Origin of the sequence: [Zimmermannella] alba NBRC 15616 (assembly GCF_001570905.1) — a bacterium.
In the GTDB taxonomy this organism is placed as follows: Bacteria; Actinomycetota; Actinomycetes; order Actinomycetales; family Microbacteriaceae; genus Pseudoclavibacter; species Pseudoclavibacter albus.
On the sequence record NZ_BCSO01000008.1, the window covers coordinates 63,458 to 76,338 of the forward strand.

The 12,881-nt window shown below is 66.6% G+C and carries 7 protein-coding genes; 2 read left to right on the plus strand and 5 right to left on the minus strand.

From position 1 onward, the window contains the following. The first annotated feature begins 50 nt into the window (after positions 1-50). Positions 51-1,784 carry a dynamin family protein gene (locus ZAL01S_RS06630; RefSeq protein WP_159421618.1) on the plus strand — a complete coding sequence of 578 codons (1,734 nt, stop codon included), beginning with the start codon at positions 51-53 and terminating at the stop codon, positions 1,782-1,784. After that, the gene (locus ZAL01S_RS06635; protein WP_066081545.1) at positions 1,781-3,391 is read left to right on the plus strand and encodes a GTPase family protein; all 1,611 of its coding nucleotides are present in this window, start codon (positions 1,781-1,783) and stop codon (positions 3,389-3,391) included. The genes ZAL01S_RS06630 and ZAL01S_RS06635 overlap by 4 nt, the downstream gene beginning before the upstream one ends. Here ZAL01S_RS06635 and ZAL01S_RS06640 read toward each other — a convergent pair. From ZAL01S_RS06640 to cydD, 5 genes are all read right to left on the minus strand, one after another. Beyond that, positions 3,288-5,756, minus strand: a complete 2,469-nt coding sequence (locus ZAL01S_RS06640; protein ID WP_159421619.1) for a ComEC/Rec2 family competence protein — start codon at positions 5,754-5,756, stop codon at positions 3,288-3,290. The two genes, ZAL01S_RS06635 and ZAL01S_RS06640, sit on opposite strands and share 104 nt — an antisense overlap. Before the next feature lie 82 nt (positions 5,757-5,838). Next, the gene (locus ZAL01S_RS10335) at positions 5,839-6,636 is read right to left on the minus strand and encodes a helix-hairpin-helix domain-containing protein (protein ID WP_066081549.1); all 798 of its coding nucleotides are present in this window, start codon (positions 6,634-6,636) and stop codon (positions 5,839-5,841) included. A 247-nt stretch (positions 6,637-6,883) separates the two neighbouring features. Further along, the gene (leuS, locus tag ZAL01S_RS06650) at positions 6,884-9,406 is read right to left on the minus strand and encodes a leucine--tRNA ligase (protein WP_066081552.1); all 2,523 of its coding nucleotides are present in this window, start codon (positions 9,404-9,406) and stop codon (positions 6,884-6,886) included. Between the two features lie 66 nt (positions 9,407-9,472). Then, positions 9,473-11,146 carry a thiol reductant ABC exporter subunit CydC gene (cydC, locus tag ZAL01S_RS06655; protein WP_066081555.1) on the minus strand — a complete coding sequence of 558 codons (1,674 nt, stop codon included), beginning with the start codon at positions 11,144-11,146 and terminating at the stop codon, positions 9,473-9,475. After that, the gene (gene cydD / locus ZAL01S_RS06660; RefSeq protein WP_083523143.1) at positions 11,143-12,837 is read right to left on the minus strand and encodes a thiol reductant ABC exporter subunit CydD; all 1,695 of its coding nucleotides are present in this window, start codon (positions 12,835-12,837) and stop codon (positions 11,143-11,145) included. Before cydD ends, cydC begins: the two co-directional genes overlap by 4 nt. Positions 12,838-12,881 lie beyond the last annotated feature (44 nt).

The following is a 12,881-nucleotide window of genomic DNA, read 5'->3' on the forward strand; positions in this document are numbered from 1 at the left end:
CAGCTCCCGTCACCGCCGTCTGCCCAGCTAAATCAGGCAAGCTGAGGTGCGTGAGTGACACGACCCCCGACACAACTCCGCTCGAGCGGCTGCGCGCGGCAATCGCCGAGGTGCACCTGCCCCTCGAGTTGCAGGACGCCCCCGAAGCCCGCTTGCGGGCACGACGTTCGCTGCAGCAGATCGACGACTACATTGCACCGCGGCTCGAGAACCTCGACGCTCCCCTGCTCGCGGTCGTCGGCGGCTCAACAGGTGCCGGCAAGTCGACGCTCGTGAACGCGCTCGTCGGGCACCCGGTAACTCGCACGGGCACCATCCGCCCCACAACCCGTCAGCCGATCCTGCTGCACAATCCGGTGGACCGAGACTCGTTTACGGGCACTCGTGTGCTGCCGGAGCTTGCGCGTATCACCGGCGTCCCGGTGAAGGAGGGGACGCCCTCGCGTCAGGCGGGCGATGCCCCCGATGCGAAGCTCATCTCCTCGGTCGTGCTTGTCGGCGATGACGCAGTTCCTGAGCAACTCGCGATCCTCGATGCGCCCGATGTTGACTCGATCGCTGATGAGAACCGTGCCCTCGCCGAGCAGCTCCTGCAGGCGGCCGACCTCTGGATTTTCGTCACGACCGCGAACCGCTACGCCGATGCGGTGCCGTGGAAGCACCTCGATGCGGCCTCCCAACGGGATATGACAGTGGCGGTCGTCCTCAACCGTGTGCCGGAGGGTGCCCGTGAGGTTGAGTCGGATTTGCGCATGATGCTCGACGAGCGAGGCCTCGGCGAAGCTCCGATCTTCGTGATCCCGGAGGCGCCCCTCAACGAACTCGACATGCTTCCAGAAGAGCAAGTCAAGCCGCTTCGCGAATGGCTTGCTGAGATCGCGAATGATCGCGCAACCCGCCGCGAGGTTGCCCGCCGAAGCGTTGCCGGCGCGGTGCAGCAGCTCGTCCGCGACACGGCCCTGGTCGCGAATGCGCGCCGCAGCCAGATTGACGCGGCATCCGATCTTGCGACCCTCGTCAAGGCACAGCATGACGACGCTGCGGCGCGTGTGATCGACGCGACGAAGGACGGCGCCCTGCTGCGTGCTGAAGTGCTCGCCCGATGGCAGGACTACATCGGCACGAGCGATGTGTTCCGCACCCTCGAGGCGTGGTTTGGTCGCGCCCGCGATGCGGTCACCTCCTGGGTGCAGGGCAAGCCCGCCCCGATTCGCGAAGTCGAGCGCGAAATCGAGCACGGCTTGTATTCGGTCATCATCGACGAGGCCGGTCGCGCCGCAGGCGAGTCCTGGCAGACGCTCCGACACTCGCAGGCTGCGGCCTCGCTCAAGGCTGATCCGAGTCTCGGACGCGAAAGCTCCGGTCTCGACGAGAAGGCTTCGCGCCTTATCCGCGACTGGCAGTTTGAACTCATGCAGATGATCCGCGAGAGCGCGAGCTCGAAGCGCGTGGAGGCACGTTTGCTCTCGCTCGGCCTCAACGCCGTCACGGTTGCCCTCATGGTGGCGGTGTTCGCCTCGACCGGTGGCCTCACCGGTGGTGAGATCGCGATCGCTGGTGGTTCGGCTGTTGTCGGTCAGAAGCTCCTCGAAACGGTCTTCGGTGACGAGACCGTGCGCCGCATGGCGAAGAAGGCCCGCGAAGGCCTCGAGTGGCGCATCGACGAGCTCTTCGAGCACGAATACGCGCGGTACGCCGCGCTTATTGACCCGGTGCTCGAGGGCCCGGACGACTCGGAACTCTCGAGTGCTGCCTCTGAGCTCGCCTCGGAGGTGACCCGATGAGTGCAAAGACGCTGGATGAGCGCCTCACCGCGCTCCGTGAAGCCATCGAGCTCGGCCGTGGACGCATCGGCACCGAGGAGCTCAAGCGTGTCGAGCAGGTACTCGCACGAGCAGAAGAGCGCCGCACGCTCTCCTCGGAGCACACCGTCGTCGGGTTCTTCGGGGCGACCGGATCCGGCAAGTCGTCCCTCTTCAATGCCGTCACCGAAACGAACTTTGCTACCGCGCACGTCCGCCGCCCGACCACGAGCGAACCGCTTGCTGCGATCTGGCAAGCAGAGGGCTCCGAGCCGCTGCTTGATTGGCTCGAGGTGACGGATCGCCGTCCGGTTGAGACCCCGTTCCCGGGTGGTGAGACCCTGCCGCTCATCCTGCTGGATCTCCCGGACTTCGACTCGATCGCGATCGAGCATCGAGCGATCGTGGAGCGGCTCGTCGGCCAGGTGGATGTGCTCGTGTGGGTCGTCGATCCGCAAAAGTACGCGGATGAGACCATCCACAACGACTTCATCAAGCCGCTCGCGAAGCACGCGAAGGTCTCGGCGTGTGTGCTCAATCAGGTGGACCGCCTTCCCGAGCACGAGGTGCCGCGGGTGCTCGCATCCCTTGAGGAGCTGCTGCGTTCGGATGGGCTCGGCGCGATTCGCATCCTGCCCGCCTCCGCGCTCACGGGCGATGGTGTTCCTGCCGTGCAGCAGCTCATCGCACGGTTTGCGCGCTCGAAGGCGACGAAGGATGCGCGTCTGCTGGCTGACCTGGATACCGCTGCAGCATCGCTTGACGCGGGTAGTGCACCGGCTGCGCTGTCGGGAAAGCGTGCACAGGAGATGGTGTCGACCATCGCCTCGGCTGCTGGTGTCGACACGGTCGCTGATGCGGTTGCTCGCTCGTACCGTCATCGTGCCGGGCTCACGACCGGCTGGCCGCTCACGGCCTGGATGCTGCGGTTCAGCAAGGACCCACTCACCCGCCTCCACCTCCCGACGAGTCAGCGTGCGGCGGCTCGAAAGGATGGCCGCGTTGCCGAGGTGCATCGCACGGCGCTCCCGCCGCTCTCGGCAGGGCAGTCCGCGTCCATTGCGCGTGCGGTGCGCAGCTACGCGGACGCTGCCGGCGAAGGGCTTGCACCCGGCTGGCAGCAGTCGATTCGCGACACCGCCAATGCAAAGCTTGAGGAACTCCCCCACGAACTCGACCGTGCCATCGCCGGCACGTCGCTCGGCGCTCGCGGCTCGTGGTGGTGGGTGCTCGTGGCGATTCTGCAGTGGGTGTCGCTGCTCGCGGCGCTTGTCGGCGCGTGCTGGTATCTCGCGGTCTGGTTCCTGCCAGGTTGGGGGCTTCCCGCGCCCGAGATCACGCTCGTGGAGGGGTGGCCGGTTCCAGGGCTCCTCATCGTTGGCGGAATCGTCCTCGGTATCCTCCTCGGCATCCTCTCGAGTGCGCTCGCGGCGGGACTTGCCGCGGCGCGACGCTCGCGAGCACGCAGGCGATTGACGGCCTCGGTTAAGGAGTGCGTGAACGCCGAGATCGTGAAGCCGATCGAGGCGGAGCGCACTCGGGCAGAGCAGTATCGCAAGGCGGTGAAGCAGGCCACCCGCTCGCGCTAAACCGCGGGACAGCAGCAGCCTCGGCAAGTGCCTGTGGTGGACTCCACACGGTGATGTCATCGGGTGAGCCCGCCACGACGAGGTGTCCACGCTCGTCTGTCCGCAGCGGTATGGCCCCGGCTGCTGTGAGCATGTCGAGTGTGGAGCGTGTGGGGTGGCCGTAGCCGTTCTCAGCTCCAACCGAGACGAGTGCTGCCTTCGGTTGCATGACGCGATACAGCTCCGCGGCTTGGTCGCGTGAACCGTGATGGGACACCTTGACGACGTCCGCGCTGAGCAGTTCCGGCGGGGCCTCAGACATGAGCTCGTTCTGCTGTGCCTCGCCGAGGTCCGCGAGCGCGATGAGGGAGACGCACGCCTGTCGGCAGGATGCTGTCGGCTTCACCGACACAGCCAAGCTGCCCTCATTGCTTGAAAGCACGCTCGGCTGCCCACTGCTGGTTCTCGCAGGCCACAGCACGTGCAGCGCGAGGTCACCAAAGGTGAAGACATCGCCTCGGCCGGCAAACACAAGCGGGATGCCATGCGTTGCAGCATCCCGGACGATGCCTTCGCCATGGGCCTCCCCGGTGGTGGGGACAATGAGCTGCTCGGCAAGTGGAAGTGCCGTGGCTGCTGCCCCGTCGTGGTCTTTGTCGAAGTGCGTGAGAATGAGCGCTGCAAGCTCACTCACCTTCGCCTCAGTGAGGCAGGCGTCCAGAGCTTCAGACTCGGGCCCGGTGTCCATGAGGATGACGCCAGCGGTGCTGCGGATGAGCATCGCGTCGCCCTGCCCGACGTCGCACATCCAGTAGCGCCACGGATCGGGCCGAGTCAGCCCCGACCCCACCCGCTGTCCAAGCCCGACCCCGAGCGCCACAGTGACGAGGAGTGCCATCAGGGCGACCAGTGCGAGGCGACGCAGCCGAGCGGGCGGCGAATCGCCCCGCTCGCGGCACCACCACACGAGCAGCACCGCGGGGATGGCCGTGATGAGCACTCCCCCGAGCCCTTCCGGGACGGGAATGCTCGCGAGGGGCCACCCGCTCGTCACCCGCGCTACCGCTGCGATCCACGAGGCGGGCAGCCACGCGACCCACGCGAGCACCACGGCGAGCGGCGGGGCCAGGGGCGCGAGCAAACATGCGAGCAAACCAACAACAGTTGCAATCGGCGCGGCCGGTGCCGCGAGGAGATTCGCGGTCACCCCGTGCACGGGGACTCGTGGGTCAAGCAGCACGAGCACGGGTTGGCAGAGGAGTTGCGCGGCGACGGGGACCGCAATGGTGAGCGCGAGGGGGCGCGGCATCCACGCGCTGAGTCGTTCGCCGAGCGGCCCAGCGCCCAGGAGGAGTCCTGCCGTGGCGGCGGCGCTCAAGGCAAACCCGGCATCCAGTGACATATCCGGTGAGATGATGAGCAGTCCAATGACCGCGAGGTTGAGGGCGGACGATCCGGTCACGCGTCGCCCGCCAGCATCCGCTGCGAGCACGACAATCGCCATGGCACTCGCACGCACGACACTTCCTTGCGGCGTGACGAGCACCACGAAGGCGACGAGGGCCAAGCTTGCCGCTGCGAGCCGTTCCAGCCGAGGACGCATGAGCAGGCGCCCGATCACGAGGACAGCGCCGGTGACGAGGGCACAATTGGCACCCGACACCGCAGTCAGATGTACGAGCGAACTCGTCTTCATGGCGGCAACGAGGTCCTCGGCTACCTCTCGGTCATCCCCAACGGCGAGCCCAGGCACGAGCTGTCCGCCGTCCCCTGGCAGCGTCGCCGCCAGCGTTAGGAAGCTCGCCCGAAGCGTCGCACCAACCGCGAGCGCACCGACCGGTGGAGCAAGCTGCTCGGCTGGGGCGTCGAGACTCAGGCGTGCCGCGCTTCTCGAGGAAGCCTGGATGTCGCGGAGCTTCGCGTCTGCGGCGAACCGTGTTCCCGGCTCGGTGGAGCTGCCCGCCGCGAGCCGACCGCTCACGAGGACGGGCGCATCGAGTCGGAATGCTCCTGTACCGCAGTCCAGGTGGGTGAGTTGGGCACGAAATCGCTGTCCGAGCGGGGCCTGCCCACCATCCTCCTGGCTGCCCGGATCCTCGAGGACCGAAGAACTCACCATCTGGGTGAGTGTGAACTCCACCAGACACGAATGTTTCGAGGCGATCGCCTCCTGCATCGGCGCAGCTTGACGCTGCTCGAGCGCGTGCCAGGATGCCCATCCGGTCAAGGCTGCAACCGCGGCGCTCACGGCGAGCAGCCTCAGCCAGCCAGCACACCGGCTCGACCCTCTACGCTGCACGACTGCGGCGCCCGCGATGAGGAGGATTGCCACCGCCGCTGCCCCGCTGGTGAGCCACGCCGCGGACTCGTCGATGCTGTAACTCACACCGGCGATGCTCCAGGCCAGCACTGCCGCCGGGCCCAGACGCCAATCGCTGCGCTCGCGCGACGCTTCGGCCGGGCTCGAGCTAGACGGTGACGTGGGGCGCGATCTGTTCGAAGGTGGCATCGCCAATTCCCGTCACGTTCTTGAGCTCATCCACGCTCGAGAGACCGCCATGCTGCTCGCGGTAATCAATGATCCGCTCGGCCATCGCTGGCCCGATCCGAGGCAGCGCCTCGAGTTCGCTGGCGCTCGCGGTATTGAGGTTCACGAGACCGCTTCCCACACCCGTTCCAGCCGACGTGCCCGTGCCGCCACTGCTGTCGTTCGTCGCACCGCTTGGGGCCTCGGCGGGCGCTGGCGATTCACCGACCCGCGGGATGCGCAATTGCTCGCCGTCCGCAATCGGGCGCGCCAAATTCACGAGGCTCGTGTCAGCATCAGCGCTCACCCCGCCTGCTGCCGCAACCGCATCCACAAGGCGTGCCCCTGCCGGAAGCTCATACACACCGGGCTTCGCAACGGCACCCATGACGTGGACGAGAAGCCGCGCGCTCGCGGTCGTTGCGGGCGCAAGGTCGAGTGTCGCGGAAGCGCTGGCCTTTTCTTCGGCCGCGATCGAGACGGTGCTCGCCGGGTTGAAGGCTTGCACCCCGATGGCGGCTGCGAGGATGACCAAGACCACCACCACGAGCGCACCCGCACCAATCCGCCAGCGAGGGCGTGCGCTCGTGAGTGTGAACTCATCGAATCGTTCGAGCACCTCGTCTCGAGAAGCTCCTGTCCCCACTACGACGTTGACGGCCTGATCGTCCGAAGCGGACAACAGATCGTGCGAGGGGGCGCTCTTGGGGCGCATGGTGTCGTGCTCATCGATGTTCACGCGGGCACGCTAGGTGAGATCCACGCAGGCTGCCCGCCCCGCCTCAGGAAGTTGTTGAGAGCTCCACATTCCACAGGCCGTATCTGGATCCGACCCGCGCAGCCGTACGGATCGACGGATACGACGTATCTCGGCAGGATGATGAAGCCACGAACACGAGTCACAGCATGAAAAGGATGCGTGGAAACGGCGTTGACCGGGCCGCGACACTCGTCACGACCCGGTCATCGAAGCGCCGAACGCGCTGTTAGCCCTTCACCGCAATGTTCACGAGCTTCGGGGCACGGATGATGACCTTGACGATCTCCTTATCCTCGAGCTGACGGGCAACCGCCTCGCTCTCACGTGCCAGGGCTTCAAGCGCCTCGTCGGTGATGTCGACGGGCACCTCGATGCGGTCCCGGACCTTGCCGTTGACCTGCACGACTGCGGTCGTCGTCGACTCGACGAGAAGCGACTCGTCGACCGTCGGCCATTCCACGAGTGCGACACCAGGCTTGTGACCGAGGCGTTCCCAGAGGTCTTCGGCCGTGTACGGAGCGACACAGTCGAGCACGAGCGCGACGATCTCAACACCCTCGCGGACGGCCGGGTCAGCAGCGCCCGGTCCCTGGTCGATCGCCTTGCGGAGCGTGTTCACGAGCTCCATGAGCTTGGCGACGGCGACGTTGAACTTGTGCTGTTCGAAGAGCTCAACCGCATCGCGCAGGAAGCGGTGGCTCGCCTGGCGAACGGCGCGGTCACCCGTGGCCGGGTCGATACCCGGTTCGCTCGTCACGTCGCCACCGAGGCGCCATGCGCGGGCGAGGAAGCGGTTCATCGCCTGCAGCGACACATCCGCCCAGTCGATGTCGTCTTCTGGCGGGCCCGCGAAGCACATAGCGGCGCGCATGGCATCCGCACCGTGCTCGTCGAGCTGCTCGCCGAAGAGCACGACGTTGCCCTTCGACTTCGACATCTTGGCACCGTCGAGCAGAACCATGCCCTGGTTGAGGAGCACCTCAAAGGGCTCTTCAACGTTGACGTAGCCCATGTCGAAGAGGACCTTCGTGATGAAGCGAGCGTAGAGCAGGTGCAGGATCGCGTGCTCGACACCACCGATGTACGTGTCGATCGGCAGCCAGGCGTTCGCCTTGTCTGGGTCGAACGGCATGTCCGGGTTCTGCGGGTCGGTGAAGCGCAGGAAATACCACGACGAGTCGACGAAGGTGTCCATCGTGTCGGTGTCGCGGGTGGCGGGGCGGCCATCCGGCAGCGTCGTCTGCTTCCACTCGGTGGCAGCGCCAAGCGGCGAGGTGCCCTTGGGCTTGAGGTCCATGCCTTCACCTTCGGGCAGGAGCACCGGGAGCTGGTCTTCGGGCACGAGATGCTCAACGCCGTCCTCGTCGTAGACGACCGGGATGGGTGTGCCCCAGTAGCGCTGGCGCGAGATGAGCCAGTCACGGAGGCGGTAGTTCGTTGCGGCGCGACCAGTGCCCTTGCCCTCGAGGATCTCGATGGCGCGAGCAACGGCCTCAGCCTTCGGGAGGCCGTCGAGCTCACCCGAGTTCATGAGGATGCCGTCGCCGAGGATCGGCTCCGACGCGGTGGCCGGGTCGATGTCCGCAAAGGTGACCTCGGGGTCCGCCCCTTCGAGTCGCGTCGGGTCGAGGACGGCGCGGATGGGCAGATCGAACTGCTTTGCGAAGTCGAAGTCGCGCTGGTCGTGCGCGGGCACGGCCATGATCGCGCCGTGACCGTAGTCGGCAAGCACGTAATCGCTCGTCCAGATCGGAAGGCGCTCGCCCGTGAGCGGATTGAGACCGTACTGCTCGAGGAACATACCGGTCTTCGGACGGTCGGCCGTCTGGCGGTCGATCGCGTTCATGGCGCGGGTCTCGTCGAGGTAGGCCTGGAACTTCATGCGCGTCTCAGGCGAGGCCTTCGAAGCGAGCTCTGCAGCGAGGTCACTCTCGGGTGCGACGACCATGAAGGTGGCACCCGCGAGCGTGTCGGGGCGCGTGGTGAACACCGTCACCGGCTCGTCGCGGCCCTCGATGACGAACTCAACATCGGCACCGTGCGAGCGGCCGATCCAGTTGCGCTGCATCTGCAGCACCTTGTGCGGCCACTTGCCCTCGAGCTTGTCGAGGTCGTCGAGGAGGCGGTCGGCGTAGTCGGTGATGCGCAGGAACCACTGCGTGAGTTCCTTCTTCTCGACCTTGGCGCCCGAACGCTCGCTCGTACCGTCAGCGAGCACCTGCTCGTTCGCGAGGACGGTCTGGTCGACAGGGTCCCAGTTCACGAGCGACTTCTTGCGGTAGGCGAGGCCGCGCTCGTGCATCTTACGGAAGATCCACTGGTTGAAGCGGTAGTACTCCGGATCGGAGGTGTGGACGAGGCGGTTCCAGTCGACCGAGGTCGCGTAGCGACGCATCGAGGCGCGCTGCTGGGCGATGTTGTTGTACGTCCACGTCTTCGGGTCGCCGCCCGACTTGATCGCGGCGTTCTCGGCCGGTAGACCGAAGGAGTCCCAACCCATCGGGTGAAGCACCTCAAAGCCACGGTGACGCCAGTAGCGAGCCACCGCGTCGCCGAGCGCGTAGTTCTCGGCGTGACCCATGTGGAGGTCGCCCGAGGGGTACGGGAACATCTCGAGCACGTACTTGCGAGGCTTCTCGCCCTCGCCGTCACCCGTCACAAAAAGCTCAAGCTCGTCCCACACCGGAAGCCACTTGGCCTCGAGGGCCTGGGGATTGAATTCGGCGTTGCCGGTGGGCTCGTCGCTCATGGTCTCGCTTTCGATCGGACGGATGGATGCCCTCAAGGCTACCGCTCACCGCCGACATCCCGAGACTCATGCGCCCAAGCGAAGCTCCTGTGTGACGAGCTGTGAAGCGATCGGCGTGTGGGAAATGATGATGACGGTGCGTTCTGGACCGGCGGCCTCGACGAGTTCTCGGACGAGTGCTTCGGCGCGGGGCGGATCGACATCCGCCGTCGGCTCATCCAGGACCAGGATCGGGAAGTCCGCGAGGATTGCGCGAGCAAGCGCAATACGGTGGGCCTGTCCACCTGAGAGAAGCGTTCCCTGCTCCCCTACCCGAGTATCCAAGCCACCGCGACTCCGAAGCCACGAGCCGAGACCGACGCGCTCGAGGGAGCTTATGAGTTCAGCATCGCTCGCATCCGGCTTCGCGAACAGCAGGTTCTGGCGGATGGTTTCGTGGAAAAGGTGCGGACGCTGTTCGATGAGCCCGACGACCGCACGCACATGGTCCGGGTGCGTGCTCTTCACGTCGATGCCGTCGAGGAGGTAACTGCCCTCGTGCTCGAGGAAGCGCACGAGCACCGCGGCGAGCGTCGACTTGCCGCTTCCGGAGGGCCCACGAACCAGCAGCCGTGTCCCGGGCGCGAGCGTCAATGCCGGTACCTCAAGTTGCGCTTTGGCGGCTCCTGACCAGTGGGCGCGCACCTCGCGCAGTTCCAGCGTCGGCGTGTGGTGGCGCACCCACGGTGACGGGCCGTCCGGGGCTGTGCGCGCGGAGGGAATCTCCGTGGGTGGCGTCTCCGGCGCAAGCTCGGCAATGCGCCCCGCACTCGGTCGCAGCTGTCGCCAGGCGCCTGCGGCGAGCGGCACCGCCTGGAACACTTCAAAGCACGCCATCGGCACGAGCACGATAAGGGTCAGGAGCGGCGGCGTGAGATTACCGGTCGCGAGGGAATCCGAGCCGAAGATGAGGGCCGCTGCGCTCGCGAGGCCGGAGCACAGGATCATGACCGCCTGCACCGCGCCTTCGCCAAGGGTCGAGCGCAGTCGCGAACGGCAGAGTGCCCGGTCGAGTTCGGCAATCGTGGCACGCCGCTCAGCCACCGCACCGAAGGCTTCGAGGGTGTCGAGGCCGCGCAGGAATTCGTCGACTGACTGGCCAAGTTCACCGCGCTCGCGTGCAAGCCGCCGCTCCGCATCTCCACCGAGGCGCTCGTGGACGAGGAGGGCAACGATCGCAGCGATGACGAGCGATGCGGCGAGGGCTGCTCCCGCGGGCAGGTTGACGAGGCACACGCAGCTCACCGCGAGCAGGAGCGACACGAGTGACACCACGAGCGGCTCGATCACGCGCAGCGGCAAGTACTGCAGCCCGTCGACATCCGTCACGAGCCGGTCCAGGAGTTCCCCACGACCAGCGGCGCCAAGTCCTGCCGGGACCACCGCCTCGAGGCGCTCGTAGACACCCGCCCGGAGCTTCGCGAGCTGGCGGAAGGAGGCCGAGTGGCCCAGCAGCCGCTCGACGTACCGGAACACGCTTCGACCGATCGCAAAGCCGCGCACGCTCGCGATGAGCGACTGCAAGAGCAGCATGTGGATGGTGAGCGAGGCTGCCGTGATGAGGTAGGCGCTCGTCGCGAGAAGCGCCATCGCCGAGAGCGCCCACGCGATACCAAAGAGAACGGCCGGGGTGAGGCTGCGCGTCGAGGGGGTGGCAAGTCGCAGGATTCGCGCCTGCTCGCGGTCTGGCATCCCGATCATGCGACGTCCTCCGTCGCCAGCTCGAGCAGGGGCACCTCGAGGTGCTGGTCGGCAGCCTCCCAAAGCGCCTCGCGGTGGCTGACGGCAACCACAATCGCGCCGCGTGACGCAAGCTCGCGGAGCGATGCCACAATGCGCGCTTCGGTGTCTTCGTCGAGGGCCGACGTCGGCTCGTCAAGGAGGATCAGTGGCGTTCCGACCACCCAGTGTCGGGCGATGGCTCGCGCAAGTGCGAGGCGCTGGGCTTGACCGCCGGAGATGCCGTGCCCGAGTTCGTTGATCCGATCATCAAGCCGCAGTTCACCGTCAACGGGATGATCGTCGCCGGGCCGAGAGCGGAGCGCCGCGAGCTCGAGCGCCCGATGCAGGAGGTCATCACTCGCGCCGGTGCTCTCACCGAGCGACAGGTTGTCCCGAACCGTGCCACCAAACAGCATCGCGCCCTGCCCGGACCAGGCAATGGATACGGCGCGCTCGGCACGGGTTTCTCCCCACTGCGTGCCACCGCACGAGATCGTCCCCGCAGCAGGACGCAGGCTTCCCCGAATCGCGGCCAAGATGCTCGACTTACCCGCACCGGAGGGGCCAGAGAGCACAGTGAAGCTGCCCGGCGCGGCGACAAGATCAAGGCCTCGCACGACGATGCGACCCTCGCGTTCAAGGGTGAGCCCGCTGATCTTGAGACCGTCGCTCTGCGCCCCTGACGACGACGATTCAGAGCGGAGCGGCGAGGCATCAGCATCCTCGTCGAGCACGTCAAGAACGGCGTTCGAGGCCGAGAGGCCATCAGCGGCGGCGTGGAATTGCGCGCCCACCTGTCGAAGCGGCAGATACGCCTCCGGCGCAAGCAGCAGGGCGAAAATCCCCGTCTGCAACAGCATCTCGCGGTTCACGAGACGAACACCGATCGAGACTGCCACGAGAGCGACGGCGATACTCGCCAAGAGCTCGAGCGCGAAGCCCGACAGGAACGAGTAGCGCAGCACCCCCATCGTGGAGGCCCGGTGTTCTTCGGTGATCGTGCGGATCCGCTCGGCTTGGCGGCGTGCCCGACCAAAGATCTTGAGCGTGGCAAGCCCCTCGACGATCTCGGCGTAGCCGCGGGCCAGGTTCGTGAGCGCATCCCAGCGTCGCGACTGGGCCCGCTCGGTGACGCGACCGATGAGGATCATGAACACGGGGATGCACGGAATCGTCGCCAGAATGGCCACTGCCGAGAGCGGATCCGCAAGAGCAATCGCGGCAATGAGCACCGGCGTCACGAGCGCCGCGCGGATGAGTTCCGGGACGTAGCGCGCGAAGTACGCGTCGAGCGCGTTGAGGCCGGATGCCGCGAGCTGGCTGAGCGTCGCGAGGTGCGTGTGAGCGCGCGCCTCGGCGGGTTGCTCGGCGAGGTGATCAAGGAGCTGACTCCGAAGTTCGAGCTGCACCTTCGCGGCGGCACGTGCCGAGAACATGCCCATGATCCACTGGCTCGCAGCCCGCGTCACCACTGCGAGCGCAAACACCCCAATAAAGGGCAGAACGGAAACAAACGAGGCACCAGCAACCAGCTCGGCAATCGCGGTCGAGAGGCACCAGCATGAGACGATGAGCGCGAGCGCTTCAAGAACGCCAAGCGCCCCGCCTCCCACGAGGAATCTCCGCGCCGAGAGTGCGCGGCGAAGCAGTCGTGGGTCGAGGGGGCGCATGGAAGACACGGTACCGCCGCGGACCGGAATCCGCGGCGGTACCA

Bases quoted from the DNA above. Each gene is read 5' to 3' on its own strand.
- ZAL01S_RS06635 (WP_066081545.1), top strand. From the start codon at position 1,781: ATGAGTGCAAAGACGCTGGATGAGCGCCTCACCGCGCTCCGTGAAGCC.
- leuS (WP_066081552.1), bottom strand. From the start codon at position 9,406: ATGAGCGACGAGCCCACCGGCAACGCCGAATTCAATCCCCAGGCCCTC.
- cydC (WP_066081555.1), bottom strand. From the start codon at position 11,146: ATGATCGGGATGCCAGACCGCGAGCAGGCGCGAATCCTGCGACTTGCC.
- cydD (WP_083523143.1), bottom strand. From the start codon at position 12,837: ATGCGCCCCCTCGACCCACGACTGCTTCGCCGCGCACTCTCGGCGCGG.